The following is a 21,850-nucleotide window of genomic DNA, read 5'->3' as shown; positions in this document are numbered from 1 at the left end:
TTCCCCGTCTTTCAAATTTCATTGAGTGTCGCAATTTGCCTACCTTGGCTGTCGAAATTCTCTGGCGCAAGCCAGCGCTCAAAGCGGGCCTTGGTTGCTGGCCATTCACGGTCCAGCAACGAATACCAAGCGGTATCACGGTTCTCTCCCTTCACAACAAGCGCTTGGCGAAATACCCCCTCAAACGTCATGCCAAACCGCTCCGCTGCGCGTTTAGATGGCCCGTTACGGTTGTTGCATTTCCATTCGAACCGACGATAGCCGAGCACATCAAACACGTATTGAGCGAAGAGAAAATACGCCTCGGTCGTCACCGGCGAGCGCGAAATAGCGCCACCCCAAAACACGTTGCCAACCTCGATTACCCCGTTAGCAGGATCAATCCGCATCAGTGTTTGCCGCCCCTCAGCGCGGCTAGTGCGTTTGTCTATGACGGCGAAAAACAGAGGATCATCGCTGGCTGCGGCGTTTGCCATCCATTCATCAAATTCCACCCGCGTGGCTGGCGTCACTTCAGGCAACCACCGAAATCGTTCATCGGCATCTTCAGCAGTCGCCGCCGCAAACAGATCATCGCCATGAGCTTCTACGCTCAGTGGTTGGAGACGGCAAAAGCGTCCCTCCAAGACCAACCTTTCGGGTTGTGGGCACGGCTTCCAAGCACTCAAATCATTCGTATCTCTTACCCCACAGCTTTGGTCTGTCTGGCGAACTTGGCGCGGGCCGCCGGCTTGCAACAGAACCAGTTTCCCGCGAAACTACATCCAACGCCGTTCCATACATTTTCCAGAAGAGCCATTCCATGCACGTCATTTCCGGTTTCGACCGCATCGGCGAGGAAAACGCCTTTGCCGTTCTCGCCCGCGCCACGCACCTTGCTAGCCAAGGGATGGATGTCATCAATCTGGGCATCGGTCAGCCCGACTTTCCAACGCCAGAACACATTTCGGAAGCCGCCATCAAGGCAATCCGCGACGGCCACCATGGCTACACTCCCGCCACCGGCATTCTGCCGTTACGCGAGGCGGTCGTGCGACGCACACTGGCCACAACAGGTGTAGAAGTTTCGCCCGAAAACGTGTGCGTCATGCCCGGTGGCAAAGTGACTATGTTCGCCGCTATCTTGATGTTCGGCGCACCGGGCCGCGAAATCATGTATCCAGATCCAGGCTTCCCCATCTACCGCTCAATGATCGAATTCACGGGCGCAACACCCATCCCGATCCCGGTCCGCGAGGAAAACGGCTTTGCTTTCTCAGGCGAGGAAGCACTGTCGCTCGTCAACGACAAGACCTCACTCATCATTCTCAATTCACCCGCGAACCCAACGGGCGGCGTGACGCCAAGGGCTGAAATCGAGACGTTGGTGCATGGCCTTGAAGGCTTTCCAGACGCTGCCGTTATGTCGGACGAAATCTATGATTCCATGACCTATGATGGCGAAGAGCATGTCTCATTGCTGACATTCGAATCCATCCGCGACCGCCTGATCATCCTAAACGGCTGGTCCAAAACATGGGCGATGACAGGCTGGCGCATGGGGTGGTCAATCTGGCCCGATGCGCTGATCGACAACGTGCGCAAACTCGCCGTCAACGCTTGGTCCTGCGTCAACGCCCCATCACAATTTGCCGGAATCGCGGCAATTGATGGACCACAAGACGCGGTGTTCTCTATGATGTCTGCATTTGATGAACGCCGCCAGATGGTTGTGCAACGAATGAACACGCTGCCCGGGATCACCTGTGCCACACCGAAAGGCGCATTCTATGCCTTTCCCAACATCTCGCAGACCGGCTGGAAGGCCAAAGAACTGGCATCTGCTCTGCTGGAAAAAGAAGGCGTTGCAACAATCGGCGGACCAGATTTCGGCATTTTAGGTGAAGGTTTTCTGCGCTTATCCTACGCCAATTCAGCGGAAAACATCGAAAGAGCCATAGACCGTATGGAACGCTTTTTAATTGAGGAGAAAGCCGCTTAGGGCAGATTGTGCGTGCGCTCTATGCCGTCCAACACAGCGCGCGCACCCGGCAATGCGGCGTAGGAGTCAGTTATGGTTGCCAACGCCGCCCGCCATTCTTGGCGCTGCTGACGGGTGAGCAGGTAAACAGCTTTTCCAGACCGCATGATCTGTTGCATCGCCCGCTCCTCCCGCTGCGCTTGACGTGTTGAGAATAAATCAACAGCGCGGCGAATTGAGCGTTCAATGGCCGCGGCATCATCAGCCTTCAACTCACCGAACCAATCGGCAGCGGTTAGAACCTGGGCACCGACAAGAGCATGGTTGGTTTGTGTAAACACTGCGTGCTTATCGCTTGTGCCCGACTTTACAAAACCATCCCAACGCGCCATCTGCCCATCCAGCGTGGCGTCTTCAAATGCCTTTCTCATATCCGCAACAGCAACGACACGGCTGGTTGCACGAAGACGCGAGATCATTGGGCGCGTCGCTTGACTGGATGTTAGCGCAAACCGAACACCAGCCATTTCCCCCGGCTCAAACAGAGCCTTGCGGCCGCCAATCTGCTCTAACCCGAAAGGAACCAAAGCAAGTGACCGTACGCCATTTGTACGCCATTGCCGCAAGGGTTCACTTTCAGCACTGTTGAGAAAAGCGCGAACAGCGAACATATCGCGAAACACGAAAGGCAATTCAAAAACACGGTGCAGAGGAGCAGCAAACGAAAGATCATCAAGCGTGATCAACGCCAAATCAGCCAGCTTATCCCGCAATTTCGCAACATTTGCGCTGCCCGCTTCACCTTCTTTCGGCTGAACGAATTCCACACACCACTTGCCGTTCAAATTGCGCTGGAACTCGGTCTGTATCTCTTTTGCCAACTGCCCCTGCGGAGTAGCGTCATTTCCACTGAGCACAGCCAGACGCACCCGCACCTCACTGCCCTCGCACCGCGCGAAGGCGCCGCTAAGCGAGAGTGACACAAGGCCCAAAGCCAAGACCAAGATAGAAAGAGAGCGCCGCATCATCACCACCGTCAAATCATGGTTCGCCATTTGAGGGAAGCCGTTTACGCGCGAATTCGTCCACACTCATATCGCCAATTACGCGTCCGCTGTCGACACTCAACACCCGTTTTGCAAGACGATCGATTTCGTCCTCGCTGTGCGTGACGTAAACAATCGGCACATCCGTGAGCTCCGGCAGACACTTCAGATACGGATAAATCGCCTCGCGCAACGTCCTATCAAGGCCTGTCAGCGGTTCGTCTAGCAATAACAGGTGCGGCTGGGAAAGCAGCGCCCGCCCCAAGGCCACACGCTGCGCCTCACCGCCGGAAAGATGGCGTGGTCGGCGGCGTTCCAGGGCCGCGATATCCAGCAGTTCCACAATTTGTTCGTATTCAATCGAACCATCCCGAAGGCCATATCGGAGGTTATCGCGCACGTTCATATGCGGAAACAAAATCGGTGCCTGAAAAACACAACCAATGCGCCGCTCGTGCACGGGCACGTCTGAAACACCCGCTTCAAACAGCAACCGTTCGCCAAGTTTAATCGATCCCGCTTCGGGCGACCAAAGCCCCGCGACGGCCCGCAAGATGCTTGTCTTACCGCTACCCGAGCGGCCAAACATGGCCGTTATACCAGCGCCAACCTCAAAGCTCGCGTCAATGGACAATTCTCCGCGCTTGCCCGAAATCGACACTTGCAAAGCCGCACTCATCGGTCTGCCCGCAGCGCCATGCGTGCCGTAAGAATTTCGGAAGCTAAAACCGCCAGCACCGAAAGCAGTATCGAAAAGCCAATTAACTTCAGCGCAGTATCATCGCCGGCAGGCGATTGCAGCAATGTATAAATTGCTAGGGAAAGCGTCTGTGTTTCACCGGGAATGTTGGAAACGAACGTGATCGTTGCGCCAAACTCGCCCAAGGCTTTGGCAAATCCCAAGACAAGACCTGCCAGCAAGCCAGGAACAGCAAGGGGTATCGCAATGGTCGCAAACCGTCGCAAACCGTTTGCCCCAAGGGTCGCCGCCATTGCGTCCAATTGCGGATCTTGCTGCTCAAACGCAAGACGTATCGGCCGCACCACCAGTGGAAAGGCCATGACCGCAGCAGCAAGCGCAGCACCTGTCCAGTTAAACGAAACACCCAGCCCAATGCTGTCAAGAAACTGCCCCACAATCCCCCGTCGCCCAAACACGATTAGCAGCACGTAGCCCGTCACCACCGGCGGCAAAACGAGCGGCAGATGCACCGCGACGCTCAAGATCGTGCGCGGGATGGGCGCAAGCCGAACCAGTGCCCATGCCGCCAAGATCGCCAGCGGCAAAACCAAAGCCGTGGCGAGAAAAGCCACCTGTAGCGATAGGAAAACTATTTCTGACATCAACCGAACAGCGAGCCTATTGCGCTTCCAGCGGAATAAAACCCGCATCTCGGAACACCTTGCCAGCCTTGGGCGATTTCACAAAGCGCAGAAACGCGGCAGCGCCATCCGCGCGTTCGTTGCGCGCCACGAGCCCAGCCTTATATTGAATAGGCGAATGCAGTTCAGGACGAAATGCCATCGCCTCACGGACGTTCTTGGCAAGGTTTAGATCAGAGGCATAGACTATTGCCGCCTCCACTTCGCCAAGCTCCAGCCGACGCAAAGCTAGGCGCACATTCTCTCCGAACACAGCATTGCTCTTCGCTTTGTTCCACAGCCCGAGAGACATCAACGCTTCACGAGCATAGCGTCCAGCCGGAACACTTTCTGGCTCCGCCATCGCAAAACGTGAACGCGTCAGCAATGCTGGCACATTGGCCCAGTTCTCGGTTTCGCCACGCACCGCAACGATCAATCGATTGCCGGCAATTGGCAAAACGCTTGTCACATTAACCAGTTGGCGTTGCGCCAGCCAATTCATCCATTCCTCATCAGCTGTCACCACCAAATCAGCAGGCGCTCCCGCCTCTATCTGGCGTGCAAGCTGTCCTGTTCCCGCAAACGAAAGCGTAACGGCAACGCTGCTTTCTTGCTCAAAAGCCTTTGCGAGATCCTTCATAACATCGGTAAGGCTGGAGGCGGCAAAAACCAAAATTCGGTCGCTCGCCTGAGCAGAGGCTGCAGAGAGAAAGACCAACAAAATGAAAATTAAGCGAGGCATGGCAGCGCCCTAGCCCAATGCCACAGCCTCGGCTGCAAGTTTTGTAATCCCATCCCAGTCTTTATCAGCGATCATGCCGGCCGGAGCCACCCAAGAACCTCCGACGCAAGCAACATTTGGCAGCTTCAAATAGTCAGGTGCGGTCTTGGCGTTAATCCCACCAGTTGGGCAAAAAAGAATTTCCGGCAAAACAGGCGCGAGCGATTTAAGGAAGCCCGCACCACCCGATTGCTCAGCGGGGAAAAATTTAAGCGTATCAATTCCCTCGGCATAAAGGCCCATTGCCTCACTCGGCGTACAAACACCCGGAAGCAGCGGAATGTCGATCTTGCGCAGACCATCGATCAGATCAATCGTTGCACCGGGCGACACGAGGAATTGCGCGCCAGCCGACACGCAATCCTTCATCATTGCGCGGTTCAGAACGGTTCCGGCACCAACAACAGCACCGTCAACATGCTTCGCCACAGCCGAAATGCACTTCAGCGCTACAGGAGTGCGCAGCGTGATTTCAATCACAGGCAAGCCACCCGCGACAAGCGCGCGGGAGGTCTCAATGGCGTCATCAACGTCATCGAAGGCCAACACAGGAACAACGGGGCCAAGCGCCAGTATCTGACGTATGCGTTCGCTTTTGGTTTTCATGCGCATTGTTTAGGCGAAGTGACGCGAAAGGGAAAGCAGGCGTTTTTTCAATGCCGCACCACCGCACTTTATCCCCGAAAATAAACGCTTGGCAGCCGAACGGGCTTTCCAACCGCTTCCACGCTTCACAGCAACCCCTGTCTGCAGAATGGTATTGGCAATCGGATTGCGATTCGCTGCCAAAAAAACACGCTCGGCACGCCCCACCACGCCCGTCTCGGCAAGCTGGTGGTCGCGTTGGAACGCACGCACGGTGCGATCGGTTTTTAGCCCGAAAATACCATCAGGCCGCAGAACATAGCCCAGTTTCGCAAGGTGCTTTTGCAGCGCTTTAACGGCAGAGCCACGCGCACCAAACATCAGTTGACTTGCATTTTCATCTGTTGCTTCGGGAAGAACCGGCCGCTTAGCCAACAGCTTTGAATGGCGCTCGAACGCCGCAGCCATCTTCTTGTCATATCGGTTCTTGGCGTAGGCGGGTCCATTATATTTTCGTGCAAATGTGCGCCAATCCTGTTTGCGCAAAGCACCCGTCAGCCCAGCCTTTTCAATGAAACGAGCCATCAAACGCACCTGTCCGTCCACGCCTGAACGCGCTTCAGCCACCAGCGCGTCGACGGAACCATAGCCCAACCATTTCCAGTGAGACCCCATCACCTGGCCCAGCCCCCAGGAGCAAGCGGACAGCGCAGCCACCCGGTTTATCGCTATTGCCTTTTCTAGCTTTTTCCAGCGGCCCGCTTGCGAGCGTGGGTTGGTTACGCGCCCTGCAATGGGGCTCGCAAGCCGCGCTTTCCGCGCTTGCACGCGTGCATCGCCCCGCAGGAAACGATCAAAGTAGTGACCTTCAAATCGGATCAAGGGTTCTTTTCTAGCGCCCACTTCCGCTAGCACCCTCCCACCCGATTCAACTTCTGCAACGGCAAGCAAGGCGGCCGCGGGAACGTCCATAGCAGCCGCAATTTCAATGATGGAATCGTATGTCTTGGCCTCGAACATAAGCAGGCTCCTCGATTGTGATAATCGAGGAGAACCTGACCCGGAGTCGAGGTGCGGGGATTATTTCAGCACGTCTTTGCCAGCGCGAAGCCACACTACCCCATAGTGGGAATAGAGAATTCAGCCCCATCTTTGATGCCTGAGGGCCAGCGCGAGGTGATCGTTTTGGTGCGTGTGTAAAACTTGAACGCATCCGGCCCGTGCTGATTCAAATCGCCAAAACCGGAACGCTTCCAGCCACCAAATGTGTAATAGGCTAGCGGCACAGGGATCGGCACGTTAATGCCCACCATGCCGATATTGATACGCGAAGCGAAGTCACGCGCAGCATCGCCATCACGGGTGAAGATCGCAACGCCATTGCCATATTCGTGGCTCATGGCAAGGTCGAGACCTTCCTCATATGTCTGCGCGCGCACGACCGAAAGCACAGGACCAAAGATCTCTTCCTTGTAGATCGACATGTCCTTGGTGACGTTGTCGAACAAGCAGCCGCCGAGGAAATAGCCATTCTCGTAGCCCTGCATTTTGAAATCACGGCCATCGACTACAAGATCAGCGCCCTCTTTAACACCTGCATCAATATAACCGCGCACGCGCGTCTCTGCTTCTTTTGTAACCAAGGGCCCAAAGTCGGCATCATCGCCCGCCGTGTAGGGCGCAATTTTCAAGGCTTCCACGCGCGGTGTTAGTTTTTCCATCAAACGGTTTGCCGTGTCTTCGCCCACGGGAACAGCAACCGAAACTGCCATGCAGCGCTCGCCCGCTGCACCGTAGCCCGCGCCGATCAACGCATCGACCGCTTGGTCCATGTCCGCATCCGGCATGATCAACATATGATTTTTCGCGCCGCCAAAGCACTGAACGCGCTTACCGTTGGCGCACCCACGGGTGTAGACGTATTCAGCAATCGGCGTTGAGCCGACAAAACCAACGGCCATAATATCTTCGTGGTCAAGAATGCCGTCCACGGCTTCCTTATCGCCGTGCACCACGTTCAAGATACCGTCTGGCAAACCAGCTTCGCTCATCAATTCGGCCAGCATATTCGGCACGGACGGATCACGCTCCGAGGGCTTGAGGATGAAGGCATTGCCGCAAACGATGGCTGGGCAGAATTTCCACATCGGGATCATTGCAGGAAAGTTAAATGGCGTAATGCCGGCCACAACGCCCAATGGCTGTTTCACCGAGTGCATGTCGATGCCAGGGCCAGCACCTTCAGAAAATTCGCCTTTGAGAAGATGTGGCGCACCAATACAGAATTCGGCTACTTCAAGCCCCCGGATGATGTCGCCTTTTGCATCAGGGATCGTCTTGCCGTGTTCGCGCGAAAGCGCTTCGGCAAGCTTATCCATGTCGCGGTGCAAAAGACGCACAAATTCCATCATCACGCGGGCACGTTTTTGTGGATTTTGCGCAGCCCAAAGTGGTTGAGCTGCTTTGGCGTTGGCGATTGCAGCGTTCAACTCGTCAGCAGATGCCAACGGCACCTTTGCCTGAACTTCGCCGGTCGCCGGGTTGTAAACGTCAGCCGTTCGGCCCGATGTGCCGGAAACATATTTGCCGCCGATATAGTGCTTGATCTCGTCCATAACGCCCATCCGTTTGTCGCTAAAGTGTTCAGCCTGTGGTGTAGGCAAAAGCGAAACGGCTGTGAAGCACTTTGAAAAATTTCTACCCGCTCATTTGAAACGCGGCCTAACCCATCTTCAAAATGATCTTAGGTGGCGCGTTGCCCTCGTGGATATCAACGAAGCTCTGCGCACCTTGCTCCAGGGGCCGCACTTCAATCCACTCGCGATTGCCCACCAACCCACGGGTCAATAATTGAAGCGCAGCAGCGAAGTCATAGCGGGTGTAGCAATAGGTGCCAGCAAAAGTGATTTCTTGCAGCGTAAAATAGCGGGTATCCAAACCCTCGCCCGCTTCTTGCAACCCCACATGAACAATCGTGCCGCCGGGCATGACCAACCCTGATGCCGCTTTTCGAGTGACTGGCGCTCCAACGCAATCGATCACCAGATCGGCGCTTTTCTCTGCCGGCCCACCTTGCGCTGGATCATAGGCCTTCACCGCACACGCCTTTTCCAGCACCTCGCGTCGCAGGGCGTTTGGTTCCGCTATCCAAAGATCTTTAGCTCCCTGATCAGCCAGGACCATTGCCGTCAAAACCCCAATCGCGCCCCCGCCAAGCACGACACAACGGCTCTCGGACACGGGGCGGCGCAGCGTTTTGCGAGCTATTTCAACTGCGTGAACACAGACCGCCAGAGGCTCGGCCAACGCGGCGTCTTCATCAGAAATTTCGTCAGCCAGTGGATAGAGGTTGCGCTCGGCAACAACCACCTGTTCGGCATAGGCGCCTGCCTTAAACATGCCGATCAAGTCCCGCTCAGCGCACAGATGATCGTCGCCACTCAAGCAATGGCGGCAGGAACCGCATGTCATCAATGGATTGATCGCCACCCGCTTGCCTGCATATTGGCCAGCGCGAGCAATGCCCACAGCTTCATGACCCAAAATCATTGGTGGCACTCGTCGCGGGTCATGCCCATGCCAAGCATGCATGTCGGATCCACATATTCCGCAATACGAAACATCAACATGCGCTTCACCGTCAACCGCCACAGGGTCCGGCGTTTCACGAATTTCAGATTGTTGGGTGCCAGTGTAAAAAAGCGCGCGCATGATATGGTTCCTGATACGATCTAACCGCACATTCGCGTCCGCACCGCACCAAGGCAAGACTGTAAACCGATGGACAGCGACAGCCCACAGAGTTTCGCCCCTTCTCACGACGCCATCGTCGTGTTGGGCGCCGCTGTATGGGCCGATGAGCAGCCAAGCCCAACTCTCAGATTGCGCACTGAACATGCCATTCACCTTTACCAAGAAGGAACCGCAAACCTTATGGTTTTGTGCGGTGGCTTGGGCAAAAACCCGCCATCGGAGGCCGAAGTCATGGCTCAGCTTTGCCGTGAGGCAAATGTGCCGGAAAACGCTTTGATATTGGAAGATCGTTCGACCACAACACTGGAAAATGCCAAGTTTTCCGCCATTTTGTTGGCTCCACACAAGGCAAAACGGTTGATGATCGTCTCAGACAAGTATCATCTGCGACGGGCAAGAATGGTGTTTCAGTCTCTCGGTTTTAGCGTTGAGACCTCCGCCCCAGTTTCTCGCCTTCCCCTTTTGAAACGGATGGCGGCAAGTATCCGGGAAGCCATTGCAATGCCGTACTATTGGGTTCGGATAAGTCTGAACCGTTAGCGCCACTACTTGTCATTCCACGGCTATCAAAGTGAGAACGCGGAACCCGCTGCCGCCGCGCCTGTTCTGGGTTCCAAAAGTGTCGGATCCGGAATGAGGAGTGATGATAACCCACCCCAAACGCAAAAAACCCGACCAAAGCCGGGTTCCTCACGAAGATTGGATTGTCTTGAAGGCTTAGGCGCTTTCGGCCAGTTGCTCTTCTTCAGGCTCGCGCAGCACGTAGCCACGGCCCCAAACAGTCTCGATGTAGTTCTTACCGCCGGTTGCCGAAGCAAGTTTCTTGCGCAGCTTGCAGATGAAGACGTCGATGATCTTCAGTTCCGGCTCGTCCATACCGCCATAAAGGTGGTTCAGGAACATTTCTTTGGTCAGTGTCGTGCCCTTGCGGAGCGAAAGCAATTCCAGCATCTGGTACTCTTTGCCCGTCAGGTGAACGCGCTGGCCACCCACTTCGACGGTCTTGGCATCCAGATTGACCTTCAGATCGCCGGTCGTAATGACCGATTCTGCATGGCCCTTGGAGCGGCGCACAATTGCTTGAATACGGGCGACCAGTTCGTCCTTATGGAACGGCTTGGTCATGTAATCATCGGCACCAAAACCCAGTCCACGCACCTTGTCCTCAATTCCAGCAAGGCCGGAAAGAATAAGGATTGGCGTCTTCACTTTAGAGAGACGCAGGGTGCGTAGAACCTCGTAGCCGGACATGTCCGGCAAATTCAAATCCAGCAAAATGATATCGTAATCATAGAGCTTGCCGAGATCGACGCCCTCTTCACCAAGATCGGTGGTATAGACGTTGAAACTTTCGGACTTAAGCATCAGTTCAATCGACTGAGCGGTCGCGCTGTCATCTTCAATCAGCAGAACTCGCATTGTATTCCCCTTGCAAGCGGCTTCATGGTCCGGACACGCTTTTTTCGCGCTTAATCCGCCATAAGGCCCGATTTACAAAACTACCCGAACGCAACGCTGACACCGAATGGTTAACAAAAGATGATTCCTTCATGCAACCCTTAAGTCCAGGAATCAGGTTTTATCTTTTACAGCATTGAATTCCTTGAATTTTCACAGTTTGAAATTAGTTAAAGTGCTGCGTTAACAAAGGGTTTCAACCCTCACTCAACACCCCAACCTATTTCGGGTGACTCGAAATTGAAGCGTTTTGCGTCTCTTTGGTGAATCGCAAATCAGCCTCAAATCCTGAGCCATGATTAAACAATCGGGTTAACGAACCTTTACCAAAAAGGATTTGGTAGGGATTGTTAATGAAAATAAGGGTTTGCAGGGGATGCGTTTTCTTAAGCGGAAAGCATCGCTGAAATTTCATCTTTTAAGATCATCCGCTTTTTGCGCAGTTCGGTCTCAACAGTATCAGACGCAGGCTCGACGCGGGTCTCGATGCGGTGAACATGCCGATTGACCTCGTGATACGCATCGAAAAGCTTAGCAAAATGAGCATCGCTTTGCTTCAACTCACTCATTTTTGCGACATGCTCGGGAAATTCTTCTGCAAGTTCATGCGGAACATTGGACATGATATTTTCTTTCCATTTCAATCGGGAACGCGAAATCGCCACCCGACGGAGAATAGCCATCAGCGTCAACCTAAATCATTGATGCAAGTCAACCAATCCAGCCTAAGACGCTACACGCCCAGTTTTTCCAACAGCGCTTTGGGATACCTTCGTGGCCTGCCGTCAGGGTTTACCAGCACAACAGTCACAAGCGCCGAGAGCAACGTTTCATCGCCGCGTTTGATACGCTGATTGAACGATAGTTTGGGCCCGGCCAACGTGCCCCGCTCAGTTTCCACTGTCAGCACGTCATCAATCCGTGCTGCACCTGAAAACGTGATGTCCATGTGGTGGACGGCAAAGGCCAAACTTTCGCCAAACACACCAGCCGCCATTTCGCTGTGATGCACGCCAAGCATGCGCACATAATCGGACCGACCATGCTCCAAAAAGTCGAGATAGCGGGCGTGATAGACGACACCGGAAAAGTCAGTGTGTTCGAAATAGACCCGCTCTGTGCGGGCGTGGGAATTTTCAAACAGTTGTCCGTTATCCGGCTCGCTCACTCATCCCCCTCCTCGAACAAAGTAGCCTGACGCGTAACCAGCGTTTCCGGCGTCGCCATACCCATGTGGTCGAACGCACGAGGCATCAAAACACGGCCCCTTGGTGTGCGCTGAATGAAACCCTGCTGGATCAGATAAGGCTCGATAATGTCTTCAATTGCGTCACGTGGTTCAGACAACGAAGCCGCGATCGTCTCGATTCCCACCGGCCCACCACCAAAATTCTCACCAATTACAGTGAGATAACGGCGGTCCAATTCGTCCAGCCCAATCGGATCAACACCCAATTGGTTGAGTGCCTTATCGGCAATCGCCCGCGTCACCTTCTCGGAACCATCCACAATCGCAAAGTCGCGCACCCGACGCAGCAAACGCCCCGCGATGCGGGGAGTGCCCCGCGCCCGACGCGCCACTTCCAACGCGCCTTCGTCGTCCATGCCAATGCCAAAAATGCGGGCACCGCGTTTAACAATCAATTCCAGCTCCGGCACAGTGTAGAATTGCAGCCGGATGGGGATGCCAAAACGGTCGCGCAAAGGCGTGGTCAACAGGCCAAGCCGTGTGGTCGCCGCCACAAGCGTAAACTTCGCCAGATCAATCTTCACGGACCGCGCCGCAGGCCCCTCGCCGATGATTAGATCAAGCTGATAATCCTCCATCGCCGGATAGAGAATTTCCTCCACCGCCGGATTGAGCCGGTGGATTTCGTCGATGAACAACACGTCACGGTCTTCAAGATTGGTCAGCAAAGCCGCCAGATCGCCCGCCTTGGCGATCACTGGCCCGGAGGTCGAGCGGAAATTTACCCCCAATTCCTTCGCCATAATCTGCGCCAGCGTCGTCTTCCCAAGCCCCGGCGGTCCGACGAACAACACATGATCCAACGCCTCACCGCGCTGCTTCGCCGCTTCGATAAAGACAGCCAAGTTAGCCCGCGCCTGTTCCTGCCCTGTAAAATCGGCGAGACGATCAGGTCGGATGGAAGCATCAAAATCGTCGGGCTTGCGCTCACCATCCAGTATGCGGGGTGTTGTGTCGCTCAAGAGCTCAATTCCTTCAGCCCGAGCCGAATAAGCGTCCCGCTATCCGCATCTTCTCCGGCACTCGCCAGTGCCACTGATACCGCCGCACTCGCCTGCTGGCTTGAATAACCGAGATTGGAGAGCGCCGACACGGCGTCCTGCACCGCGCTTCCCGCAACACCCGCGCCCAATTCTTGCTGCAAGCCAATCGTGCCGGAAGCATCTCCGGAAAGCGCGGGCGCTTTGTCTTTCAGTTCCGCCACGATCCGCTGCGCCACTTTCGGTCCCACTCCGGGGGCGCGGGAAACCATCGCTTTGTCTTGCAGCGCTATGGCCGACGCCAGATCGCCCGGCGCAAGCGTGCCCAAAATGGCGAGTGCGACTTTCGCGCCCACGCCCTGCACGTTTTGCAACAGGCGGAACCACTCGCGCTCCAAGTCGGCTGTAAAGCCAAACAGCTTGATTTCGGTTTCGCGCACATGGGTCTCAATCGCCAGCACCGCCGCTTCACCAACCGAGGGCAAAGCGCTCATGGTGCGGGTGGAGCAATGAACTTGATACCCAACGCCGTGTACGTCGAGGATCACCCAATCCTCGCCGTATGAATCTACCGTGCCTTTGAGTTTGCCGATCATCGCACAACCATCCGCTTTTCGCTTCGTTCGGGGTTACGGCTGGAAAGAGAACACGTCAAGAACATTCACCGCGCCGCAGCCGCTGCAATCCGCGCACCAGCTCCTCCGCGATGGTGCGCGTGGCAGATGGCGATTGCGAGCGCATCGGCAGCATCATCGCTGTCCCACGTCGCTTTCGGCAACAACATACCGACCATCAACTGAATTTGCTTTTTATCGCCGTGGCCAACACCGATCACGGCCTTTTTCACCGCATTGGGCGCATATTCGGCAACCCGAAGACCTGCCCTCGCTGGCACGAGCATGGCAATGCCTCGCGCCTGGCCAAGTTTCAGCGTCGCGCCAGCATCTTTGTTGACGAACGTGTTTTCAACCGCAGCTTCGTGTGGTTGGTGGCCATGCAGCACATCCGCCAAGCCATCGTGCAGTTGGCACAGCCGCGAGGCGAGGTCGGCCTTCGCATCGCTCTTTACCGTGCCAGCAGCAATAAACCGCAAGCTGGAACCCTGGCTTTCCACCACGCCCCAACCGGTAAAGCGCAGGCCGGGGTCAATACCGATAATGCGGATGGTGTCGGTCACGCGCTTCCTTGGGTGCAAATCACTCTTTGCCCGTCCCTACCAGAAGCCGGTCCAACCGCAAACGCTCGCAGGGAAGCGCACGGGCAAAACCCGTTGCACTTCCACGCAGGTATTAAGTATTTCCGCCGACAAGACGCCGGCGCAAAGCAGACTATCCGATCATCCCCGCAGCGAGCGGGTCCGGACCTTTTTCGGGCTCTGTCGATTTGCCGTCACGCTCTTCGAGCTTTTCGACTTTGACGAGTTCTTCCTCAACGTCGGAAAGTGCCAGCTTTGCCGCAGCATGCTGTTCTTTCAAATCGTTGATGGATGTTGTCAGGTTTTCCCGGCGCAACCGCGCAGCCTTTGCGAAGGTCGGATAAGCGAAGTGGTCGACATCATCGATCCCCGCTTTTTTCTCTTCATATGCAATTTGGCTATCGAGATCCGCTGCCATGCGGTCAAATTCCGCAATCATCGTCTCGATCTGGGCCACCTGTCGGGCCTTTTCCTGCACCTGAAAACGTTTCAGGCGCAGCACACTTTCACGCGACTTCATACTCAATACTCCTGCAAGTCCTGCGTGTTACTCGGAACCGACGCATACACCGCCGATCTTGGCCCGGTGCAAACACCACCGCGCATCCAGCCACTGTGCCGTCAAATTGTTAAAATTGTTTCCACGCGGGCAAAGAGCAGTCCACCATGGGCACAATATTCGCAATTTCGCCCGATTCTCGCACGTCCAAGAGGAAAAATGTCCACCACCACACATCTGCCAAAGATCATGGTTGCTCCGAACGGAGCCCACAAAACCAAAGCAGACCACCCCGCACTGCCGATGACAATCGCGGAAACGGTTGCCACCGCCAAAGCCTGCTTCAAAGCTGGAGCACAAGCTCTCCACGCCCATGTACGTGACGATACTGGCCGCCACGTCTTGGATGCGGGCCTTTACACCGAATTGCTCAGCGAAATGAAAAACGCTGTACCCGATATGGCAGTTCAAATCACCACCGAGGCCGTTGGCCGCTACACCCCAGATCAGCAACGTGCACTTGTACGAGCGGTGCAGCCCAAATTTGTTTCAATCGCTTTGAAGGAAATGGTTCCAGACAACAACACAAAGGAGGCCGCCAGCTTCTACGCATGGGCACAAGAAGCGCAAATTTCGGTTCAGCATATTGTGTACGAGGCCAAAGAAATCACCCGTCTTGCAAATTTGGTAGCCACCGATGTTATTCCCACTGATGGGCTGACGCTCCTGTTCGTTCTTGGCCGCTATTCCCACGCTCAACAGAGCGAACCGTCCGATCTCAACCCGTTTATTGAAGCACTGGAAAAATCCGAGCTTCAGACCGATTGGGCATGCTGCGCATTTGGCCATCAAGAAACCAATTGCCTGCTTCACGCTTTGAACAGCGGCGGGAAGGCCCGCATTGGTTTTGAAAACTCGCTTTTCAATTCCGACGGCTCGATCGCCCAGAACAATGCAGAACGGGTGCGGGAACTAACCTCGCTGATTTAGGCCGCATCAATCCAGCAAAGGCGACCATGCCGGATCCGAAGCGAAGGACGGCGTTGGCACCTTCAATTCGTTGAAACCCGTAAGGTCGATTGAATGAAGCGTTGGGCCACCAGCACCCCGTACATCGCGGAAGAACATCAACGTGCGCCCATTGGGCGCCCATGTCGGGCCTTCATTGTGAAAGCCCTCGGTCAGAATGCGCTCGCCCTTGCCGTCAGGCCGCATAACGCCAATCAGAAATTTGCCGCCAGATTGCTTCGTAAAGGCGATCAGATCGCCACGGGGCGACCATACGGGTGTCGAATAGGAACCGGAACCGAAGGATATACGCTGTGGGTTAGAGCCGTCCGCACCCATCACATAAAGCTGCTGCCGCCCGCCACGGTCGGACTCAAAGACGATCCGGCTGCCATCCGGTGAATAGGAGGGTGAAGTGTCGATGGCGGTCGTGTTTGTCAGCCGTGTCGTGCGGCGCGACCGCAGGTCCATTGTATAAATATTGGAATTGCCGTCGGCGTTCAGGCTCATGATCACCCGCTGCCCGTCTGGCGAAAAGCGCGGCGAGAACGTCATATTGTCAAAATTGCCCACGGCTTCGCGCTGACCTGTCTCGATGTTGAGCAGATAGACGCGCGGCTGGCCGCCCTCAAACGACATGTATGTGATTTCCTGACGCGATGGTGAAAAACGCGGCGTCAGAACCAGATCGTTGCCATTGGTCAGATAGCGCACATTGGCACCATCTTGATCCATAATCGCAAGCCGCTTTTTGCGGTTCGACTTCGGACCGGTCTCGTCCACAAACACGATGCGCGTATCGAAATAGCCCTTCTCGCCCGTCAGCGATTCGTAAATTGTGTCCGCAATGATGTGCGCCACACGCCGCCAGTTTTGCGGATTGGTAGAATATTGCTGCCCCGTGATTTGCTCATTCGCAGCCGTGTCCCAGAGACGAAATTCCGTGCGGAAGCGGTTGCCACCCTCGCTTACAACCTGCCCCGTGACCAGGGCTTGCGCACGAATGGCTGTCCAATCGGCAAAACGGGGCGTTGCGTTGGAATCTGAAATTCGCTCAATGAAAGCTGCTTGCGAAATTGGCTCAAACAGGCCGGATCGTTTCAAGTCTGCTTCCACCACTGCGGAAATTTTTTGACCCAATTCAGACGAGCCAAGAAACGGCACAATCGCAATCGGCAGTGGCTCGGCATTGCCTTTTGTGATGTCGATTTCAATACGCGCTTGCGCTGGCGTAAGCGTGGCAAGCGCAAGCGTAAACAGAGCAACGAATGCAATGGCAGGGCGCAAAAATTTCATCATCAGTTGGTTCGTCACTTTCTGGATTTGGCTTTTGCTTAGAGCATATCTTTAAGGCTGAAATTCACAACGACATCGGACCATGTGTCATACTTGTCGGCGGGCAATCGGTAAGGCGCGCAAGACATCACAGCACGGCGAGCACCGCCTGCAAATGTGCGGTTAAGGCGGTTGTCACCCCCTGTTGCAGTCGCTTTAGGGCGCCCTTCAATGGCGCCAGAACGGTCCAGGCGAAACTCCACCCGTGCGCGAAGAGCCTCCGCGCCTGGCAAGCCAGCAATTCCCATCACGCTCCAACACTGCTGAATCTGACCGCGCAAAGCATCCAATTCGCTCTGGGACATCTTCGCGTTGTTGTTGCCCTTTTTCGCCCCAAGGCCAGCCTTCTTGTCTGATCGTTTTGCGCCACCAGCGGAAGATTCTTCCTTGTTCAGCAACATGGCAATTTCGTCATTGGCCTTTTTGTCAGATTTCTTTGAGGCCTGTTTGGTTGGCTTTTTTTCGTCCTTGCGGTCGTTCGTCTTTGCTTGCTGAGGCTGCGGCCGTGTTGGTCGCTGCTTGGGTGTGACAACACGCTCTGGCTTTTCAAACGTCTCTTCTTTGGGCTCTTCTGCCGCTGGTTCAATCGCGTCTTCGGCAAGCTTTGCAATATCAGTCTTCGGCTCCGGCTTGGGCGCAACTTCCGGTGTGGGCACGGGTGTTGGCTTTGGCGTTGGTGCTACGGGCTCTGGCTTGGCAGCAGGCGCTTCTGCCTTCTCAACGGCTGGCTTTGGCGCAGGCTCGGGTGCATCAGCTTTCTTGTCATTGTCAGCGTCACCGACATTTTGAGCATCCGGCACCGTTTCTGGACGGGTCGTCGGCTTCACAGAAGGTGTAGGGGAAGGATCGGCTTTTCTCTCACCCTCAATCGTCTTCGTGATGCTTTCAATCGGAATGATATCGATGGGCAGTGCCTCAACCTCGGCAACGCTAAGCGGCGCTGGCGTCGACAACGACATTACGCCAAAAGCAAACGCTCCAATATGAGCAACCACCGATGTTGTAAGACCTGCTTTCATGGATTGCGCGCGGGCGTCAGCCCTCTTGCTCCTGCAATGTCACAAGGCCGATTTTCCTGAAACCAGCCTGATTGAGAAGACCCATAACCTGCATCACGACACCATAATTCGTGGTTCGATCACCGCGCACGTAAAGGCGCTCGTCGTAGCCGTTTTTGGCAATCGCCTGCAGCTTGGGCACGAGTTCAGAAGCTACGATTTCCGTTTCCTGAAGATAGATTTTGCCTTCGTTGTTGACAGAAATCGTGATCGGCTGCGTCTCCTGATTGAGCTGCTTTGCCTGCGTCTCAGGCAGATCAATCGGAACACCTACCGTCAGCAACGGAGCAGCGACCATGAAGATGATGAGCAGAACCAGCATCACGTCCACAAAGGGCGTGACGTTGATTTCGCTGATCGGTTGGTGGCGCTTGGCGCGCCGACGACGTCCGCCGGAAACACCGGAACCGCCTACAGACATTCCCATCGGGTCGCTCCTCGTTTGGCTCTATGCAGCCGTCTCATCAATTTGGCGCGAAAGTATGGCCGAGAACTCATCGGCAAAACCTTCCAAGCGCGTCGAAATCTTCGCCGCATCGGCGGAGAGTTTGTTGTAGGCGATGGTCGCCGGAATGGCCGCCAACAGGCCAAGGGCGGTGGCCAGCAGCGCCTCCGCGATGCCGGGTGCAACCACCGCAAGGCTTGTGGATTTCGAGCCTGCAATCGCCTGAAATGACGTCATGATGCCAACAACCGTACCGAACAATCCAACGAAGGGAGCGGCAGAACCGAGGGTTGCCAAGAACATCAGCCGCTTTTCCATTTTTTCCATTTCCCGCGCCAGCGACACATCCAGCACCTTGTCGATGCGGGTCTGCAAGCCGATGGGCGAACGGGCGTTGCGTTCGAAAGACCGCTTCCATTCGCCCATAGCGGCGACGAACAATGCGCTCATGCCGGAAACGGGGCGACCGTTTAGCGTCTGGTAGAGATTCTCCAAGCTTTGCCCTGACCAGAAGGTCTGCTCAAACAAATCGATCTGCTTCTTCATGCGCGAGAAGGCCAGCCACTTGTCCACGATGATCGCCCAGCACCACACGGATGCGAGGATAAGCCCGATCATTACGATTTTAACAATCAGCCCCGCTTCCATGAACAGGCCGATCAGCGATGTGTCGACTGTCGCCTCCAACCCGCTGGACTGCACCTCTTGGGCAAAACCAGCGCTTGCAAGCAAGCTGAACAAAAGGGCCGTAACACTGGCGCGGCTAAGCAAACGGTTCATCATTAAATCACTAGTAAAAAGAGGGGCAATCGCGATGCGGCTTCCTGCCGGCCCTTATGCTCTAGCGTTAATCTTGGTGAAACCATGACACGCACATCCGGCCGCGAACAGTTAGCCGTAAAGTGCACGATTTATGGTTAACGAAGTGTTAGGAAATGAGGCGATGCGCGCATTGTTCAAACGCACATTCGCCTCGCTTGTTTTGTCAGGTCAATTCGGCAAACGCCTCGGGCTTGAACTCGATATGCGGCTCCGGGTTGGTGCCTTTTACCTTCGACACCCAATTCGGGTCCGCCAAAATGGCCCGCCCCACCGCGATCAAATCAAACTCGTCGCGCTCCATGCGCTGCACCAGTCCATCCAGTTCGGTTGGCTGCGATGACTTGCCACCGAACGCGCCGAAGAAGTCGCCTGACAGGCCAACGGAGCCGACAGAAATCGTCGTTGCGCCGGTCAACTTTTTCACCCAACCGGCGAAGTTCAGCCCTTCAGCTCCATCAATCTCGGGAAATTCCGGCTCCCAGAAACGCCGCTGGGAGCAGTGCAGCATGTCGGCACCCGCCTCAACCAACGGCATCAGCCAGTCGGTCATGGCATCCGGTGTTTCCGCCAGGCGCACCTTGTAATCCTGCTGTTTCCACTGGCTTACGCGCAGCGCAATCGGGAAATCATCGCCCACCGCAGCCCGCGTTGCCTTCACCACTTCAGCGGCGAAACGCGAACGCTCTTTCAGCGTGGCCCCACCCCAGCGATCATCGCGCAAATTAGTGCCTTCCCAGAAAAACTGGTCAATGAGATAGCCGTGCGCGCCGTGCAGTTCGACCATGTCGAAGCCAAGGCTTTTCGCTTCTCCAGCAGCTTTCGCATAGGCAGCGATCGTGTCGGTCACGTCTTCATCGCTCATCGCCTTACCGCGAGGATTGTCAGGGCCAATCAAGCCAGACGGGCTCTCAACCTCATGGGGAGGCACCCATTTGCTCTGCCCCCAGTTCGAGCCGGTGTGCCAGATCTGTGGGCCCATTTTACCCCCCGCCTCATGAACGCCATCGATCACCTGCTTCCAGCCGGCAAGCGCTTCCTGTCCGTGAAAATCTGGAATCCCTTCCTCATTTTTGGAAGTCGGCCTGTCGATCACCGTGCCTTCGGAAAGGATCAGCCCGACATCACCAGCCGCGCGGCGGCGGTAGTAATCGGCAACATTTGTCTTCGGCACACCACCCGGCGAGAAAACCCGCGTCATCGGCGCCATGACGACGCGATTCTGCATCGCCAGCGACTTCAATTTGAAAGGTTGAAAAAGGATATCGGTCGCATCTGTGTGGGTTTGGGTCATGAACTGGGTCTCAATTGAAAACGAGCACTGCTCTTAAAAAAACATGGGTTGGAAACGAAAAAGGCCGACCCATAGGTCGGCCTCTCGTCGGATTTATAGCCCTGATTATTGGGCCGCTTCGAGTTGCGGAACTGGCTTTGCCAATTCTTTTGCAGCGTTCAGCATGGCCTTTTGGACCTTCTCGAAAGCGCGGACTTCAATTTGGCGCACCCGCTCGCGGGAAATGTCGAACTCGCCTGACAATTGCTCCAGCGTCAGCGGATCTTCCGAGAGACGACGCGCTGTGAAAATGCGCTGTTCGCGCTCGTTCAGGACTTCCATCGCATCGCCCAGCATTTCGCGGCGTGCTTCCAGTTCGTCCTGCTTCACCAGCATGTCTTCCTGGTTTTCGCTCTCGTCCACCAGCCAGTCCTGCCACTGCCCGCTTTCGCCTTCAGCCGCGCGGATCGGCGCGTTGAGCGATGCGTCGCCGGAAAGGCGCTGGTTCATCGACCGCACTTCTTCCTCGGATACACCGAGAGTTTTGGCGATCTTCTGGGTGTGATCGTGGGTCAGGTCGCCGTCTTCCAGCGCCTTCATCTTGCCCTTCAACTTACGAAGGTTAAAGAAAAGCCGCTTCTGGTTGGCGGTCGTGCCCATTTTCACAAGGCTCCAAGAGCGCAGGACGTATTCCTGAATGGAAGCCTTGATCCACCACATGGCATAGGTCGCGAGGCGGAAGCCACGCTCGGGGTCAAATTTCTTCACCGCCTGCATCAGGCCCACATTGCCCTCGGAAATCACTTCCGACATGGGCAAGCCATAGCCGCGATAACCCATGGCGATTTTCGCCACGAGACGCAGATGGCTCGTCACCAGCTTGTGGGCAGCCTCGGTGTCATCGTGTTCGGCAAAGCGCTTGCCGAGCATATATTCTTCGTCCGGCGTCAGCATGGGGAATTTGCGAATCTCCTCCATATAGCGCTGCATACCGTTCGCACTTGCGGAAATTGTTGGCATCGTATTGGCCATATCTATTTT

Annotated in this window: 25 protein-coding genes; 3 read left to right on the top strand and 22 right to left on the bottom strand. The window is 55.5% G+C overall.

The window, feature by feature from the left end; genetic code table 11:
• Positions 1-11 precede the first annotated feature (11 nt).
• A complete protein-coding gene (locus ACFQ14_RS02730) occupies positions 12-668 on the bottom strand; it encodes a GNAT family N-acetyltransferase (RefSeq protein ID WP_377211161.1) in 657 nt (218 codons plus the stop codon).
• A gap of 134 nt (positions 669-802) precedes the next feature.
• On the opposite strand from ACFQ14_RS02730, the gene ACFQ14_RS02725 reads away from it, so the two are divergent.
• Positions 803-1,981, top strand: coding sequence for a pyridoxal phosphate-dependent aminotransferase (locus ACFQ14_RS02725; protein WP_377211160.1), 1,179 nt, complete (start codon positions 803-805; stop codon positions 1,979-1,981).
• On the opposite strand, the gene ACFQ14_RS02720 is transcribed toward ACFQ14_RS02725, so the two are convergent.
• The 8 genes from ACFQ14_RS02720 to ACFQ14_RS02685 all read right to left on the bottom strand — a co-directional run bounded on the left by ACFQ14_RS02720 (position 1,978) and on the right by ACFQ14_RS02685 (position 9,448).
• Positions 1,978-3,015 carry a TRAP transporter substrate-binding protein gene (locus ACFQ14_RS02720; RefSeq protein WP_377211159.1) on the bottom strand — a complete coding sequence of 346 codons (1,038 nt, stop codon included), beginning with the start codon at positions 3,013-3,015 and terminating at the stop codon, positions 1,978-1,980. The two genes, ACFQ14_RS02725 and ACFQ14_RS02720, sit on opposite strands and share 4 nt — an antisense overlap.
• Complete coding sequence (locus tag ACFQ14_RS02715) at positions 3,002-3,685, bottom strand: ATP-binding cassette domain-containing protein (protein WP_377211158.1); 684 nt, start codon at positions 3,683-3,685, stop codon at positions 3,002-3,004. Before ACFQ14_RS02715 ends, ACFQ14_RS02720 begins: the two co-directional genes overlap by 14 nt.
• The gene (gene modB, locus ACFQ14_RS02710) at positions 3,682-4,350 is read right to left on the bottom strand and encodes a molybdate ABC transporter permease subunit (RefSeq protein ID WP_377211157.1); all 669 of its coding nucleotides are present in this window, start codon (positions 4,348-4,350) and stop codon (positions 3,682-3,684) included. The genes ACFQ14_RS02715 and modB overlap by 4 nt, the downstream gene beginning before the upstream one ends.
• Positions 4,351-4,366: 16 nt before the next feature.
• Positions 4,367-5,113, bottom strand: coding sequence for a molybdate ABC transporter substrate-binding protein (gene modA, locus ACFQ14_RS02705; RefSeq protein WP_377211156.1), 747 nt, complete (start codon positions 5,111-5,113; stop codon positions 4,367-4,369).
• Between the two features lie 9 nt (positions 5,114-5,122).
• The gene (gene eda, locus ACFQ14_RS02700) at positions 5,123-5,758 is read right to left on the bottom strand and encodes a bifunctional 4-hydroxy-2-oxoglutarate aldolase/2-dehydro-3-deoxy-phosphogluconate aldolase (protein WP_377211155.1); all 636 of its coding nucleotides are present in this window, start codon (positions 5,756-5,758) and stop codon (positions 5,123-5,125) included.
• Between the two features lie 9 nt (positions 5,759-5,767).
• Positions 5,768-6,757, bottom strand: coding sequence for an N-acetylmuramidase domain-containing protein (locus ACFQ14_RS02695; protein WP_377211154.1), 990 nt, complete (start codon positions 6,755-6,757; stop codon positions 5,768-5,770).
• Between the two features lie 95 nt (positions 6,758-6,852).
• Positions 6,853-8,352: a CoA-acylating methylmalonate-semialdehyde dehydrogenase gene (locus tag ACFQ14_RS02690; protein ID WP_377211153.1), complete on the bottom strand. Its 1,500-nt coding sequence runs from the start codon at positions 8,350-8,352 to the stop codon at positions 6,853-6,855.
• Between the two features lie 106 nt (positions 8,353-8,458).
• A complete protein-coding gene (locus ACFQ14_RS02685; RefSeq protein ID WP_377211152.1) occupies positions 8,459-9,448 on the bottom strand; it encodes an alcohol dehydrogenase catalytic domain-containing protein in 990 nt (329 codons plus the stop codon).
• Between the two features lie 69 nt (positions 9,449-9,517).
• Between ACFQ14_RS02685 and ACFQ14_RS02680 the strand changes: the two genes are divergently transcribed.
• Positions 9,518-10,030 carry a YdcF family protein gene (locus ACFQ14_RS02680; protein WP_377211151.1) on the top strand — a complete coding sequence of 171 codons (513 nt, stop codon included), beginning with the start codon at positions 9,518-9,520 and terminating at the stop codon, positions 10,028-10,030.
• 177 nt (positions 10,031-10,207) lie between these two features.
• Here ACFQ14_RS02680 and ctrA read toward each other — a convergent pair whose 3' ends face one another.
• From ctrA to ACFQ14_RS02645, 7 genes are all read right to left on the bottom strand, one after another.
• Positions 10,208-10,909, bottom strand: coding sequence for a response regulator transcription factor CtrA (gene ctrA / locus ACFQ14_RS02675; RefSeq protein ID WP_377211150.1), 702 nt, complete (start codon positions 10,907-10,909; stop codon positions 10,208-10,210).
• Between the two features lie 425 nt (positions 10,910-11,334).
• Positions 11,335-11,631, bottom strand: coding sequence for a YdcH family protein (locus ACFQ14_RS02670; RefSeq protein WP_377211332.1), 297 nt, complete (start codon positions 11,629-11,631; stop codon positions 11,335-11,337).
• 50 nt (positions 11,632-11,681) lie between these two features.
• Complete coding sequence (locus tag ACFQ14_RS02665) at positions 11,682-12,116, bottom strand: YbgC/FadM family acyl-CoA thioesterase (protein WP_377211149.1); 435 nt, start codon at positions 12,114-12,116, stop codon at positions 11,682-11,684.
• Positions 12,113-13,138 carry a Holliday junction branch migration DNA helicase RuvB gene (gene ruvB / locus ACFQ14_RS02660; RefSeq protein ID WP_377211331.1) on the bottom strand — a complete coding sequence of 342 codons (1,026 nt, stop codon included), beginning with the start codon at positions 13,136-13,138 and terminating at the stop codon, positions 12,113-12,115. The genes ACFQ14_RS02665 and ruvB overlap by 4 nt, the downstream gene beginning before the upstream one ends.
• A 17-nt stretch (positions 13,139-13,155) precedes the next feature.
• Positions 13,156-13,773, bottom strand: coding sequence for a Holliday junction branch migration protein RuvA (gene ruvA / locus ACFQ14_RS02655; protein WP_377211148.1), 618 nt, complete (start codon positions 13,771-13,773; stop codon positions 13,156-13,158).
• Between the two features lie 65 nt (positions 13,774-13,838).
• Positions 13,839-14,354 (bottom strand): crossover junction endodeoxyribonuclease RuvC, encoded by a 516-nt coding sequence (ruvC, locus tag ACFQ14_RS02650; protein WP_377211147.1) that lies wholly within the window; start codon positions 14,352-14,354, stop codon positions 13,839-13,841.
• Between the two features lie 151 nt (positions 14,355-14,505).
• Positions 14,506-14,892: a flagellar export protein FliJ gene (locus ACFQ14_RS02645; RefSeq protein WP_377211146.1), complete on the bottom strand. Its 387-nt coding sequence runs from the start codon at positions 14,890-14,892 to the stop codon at positions 14,506-14,508.
• A gap of 198 nt (positions 14,893-15,090) precedes the next feature.
• Here ACFQ14_RS02645 and ACFQ14_RS02640 point away from each other — a divergent pair, with 198 nt between their 5' ends.
• Positions 15,091-15,861, top strand: coding sequence for a BKACE family enzyme (locus ACFQ14_RS02640; protein WP_377211145.1), 771 nt, complete (start codon positions 15,091-15,093; stop codon positions 15,859-15,861).
• A gap of 6 nt (positions 15,862-15,867) precedes the next feature.
• Here ACFQ14_RS02640 and tolB read toward each other — a convergent pair whose 3' ends face one another.
• The 6 genes from tolB to rpoH all read right to left on the bottom strand — a co-directional run bounded on the left by tolB (position 15,868) and on the right by rpoH (position 21,841).
• Positions 15,868-17,178, bottom strand: coding sequence for a Tol-Pal system beta propeller repeat protein TolB (gene tolB, locus ACFQ14_RS02635; RefSeq protein ID WP_377211144.1), 1,311 nt, complete (start codon positions 17,176-17,178; stop codon positions 15,868-15,870).
• Between the two features lie 35 nt (positions 17,179-17,213).
• Positions 17,214-18,233, bottom strand: coding sequence for a hypothetical protein (locus ACFQ14_RS02630; protein ID WP_377211143.1), 1,020 nt, complete (start codon positions 18,231-18,233; stop codon positions 17,214-17,216).
• Positions 18,234-18,249: 16 nt separating this feature from the next.
• Complete coding sequence (gene tolR / locus ACFQ14_RS02625) at positions 18,250-18,699, bottom strand: protein TolR (RefSeq protein ID WP_377211142.1); 450 nt, start codon at positions 18,697-18,699, stop codon at positions 18,250-18,252.
• 21 nt (positions 18,700-18,720) lie between these two features.
• On the bottom strand, positions 18,721-19,497 hold the full coding sequence (gene tolQ / locus ACFQ14_RS02620) for a protein TolQ (protein ID WP_377211141.1): 777 nt from the start codon (positions 19,495-19,497) through the stop codon (positions 18,721-18,723).
• 205 nt (positions 19,498-19,702) lie between these two features.
• Positions 19,703-20,830, bottom strand: a complete 1,128-nt coding sequence (locus ACFQ14_RS02615; RefSeq protein WP_377211140.1) for an NADH:flavin oxidoreductase — start codon at positions 20,828-20,830, stop codon at positions 19,703-19,705.
• A 105-nt stretch (positions 20,831-20,935) separates the two neighbouring features.
• Positions 20,936-21,841, bottom strand: a complete 906-nt coding sequence (gene rpoH, locus ACFQ14_RS02610) for an RNA polymerase sigma factor RpoH (protein WP_377211139.1) — start codon at positions 21,839-21,841, stop codon at positions 20,936-20,938.
• Positions 21,842-21,850 lie beyond the last annotated feature (9 nt).

Source organism: Pseudahrensia aquimaris, from assembly GCF_042676045.1.
In the GTDB taxonomy this organism is placed as follows: Bacteria; Pseudomonadota; Alphaproteobacteria; order Rhizobiales; family Rhizobiaceae; genus Pseudahrensia; species Pseudahrensia aquimaris.
Note: the sequence above shows the minus strand (reverse complement) of the source record. Positions and strands in the feature narration are given on the sequence as shown.